General features: G+C 44.1%; 1 pseudogene. It reads left to right on the top strand.

From position 1 onward, the window contains the following. Positions 1–558 (top strand): annotated as a pseudogene (locus JCM14209_RS10165) (hypothetical protein); the annotation flags it as partial.

The raw sequence follows: 558 nt of genomic DNA, 5'->3' as shown, positions 1-558 counted from the left end.
GAACCCAACTAAAGATACAACAGTGACAGCTAAGGACGAAGATAAGCATGATGTACCAGTTAAAATCGATGACCAAGGCCACATTGTAGTAACACCAGGTAAGGATGTAGACGGCCCAATCACAGTAACAGTAACAGATCCATCAATGGGAACAGTAAACGTTACTGTACCAGTAAACGGTCACGAAGCAGGCAAGGATGACAATGGTTCAGACAAGCCAGAAACAGTGAAGACATCAGTGGATGAAAGTGGTAAGACACCAGTAAACCCAACGGATGACGCGCAAGATACAGGTGTAGTAGTTAAGAATCCTACAAATAACACAACAGTAACAGCTAAGGACGAAGATGGAAACGAAGTACCAGTTAAGGTTGATGACCAAGGTCACATCATCGTAACACCAGGTAAGGATGTAGACGGCCCAATCACAGTAACAGTAACAGATCCATCAATGGGAACAGTAAACGTTACTGTACCAGTAAACGGTCACGAAGCAGGCAAGGATGACAATGGTTCAGACAAGCCAGAAACAGTGAAGACATCAGTGGATGAAAGTGG

Origin of the sequence: Ligilactobacillus hayakitensis DSM 18933 = JCM 14209 (assembly GCF_000615845.1) — a bacterium.
GTDB lineage: Bacteria > Bacillota > Bacilli > Lactobacillales > Lactobacillaceae > Ligilactobacillus > Ligilactobacillus hayakitensis.
The sequence above is the reverse complement of the archived record's forward strand: the minus strand, read 5'-3'. Positions and strand labels throughout refer to the sequence as shown.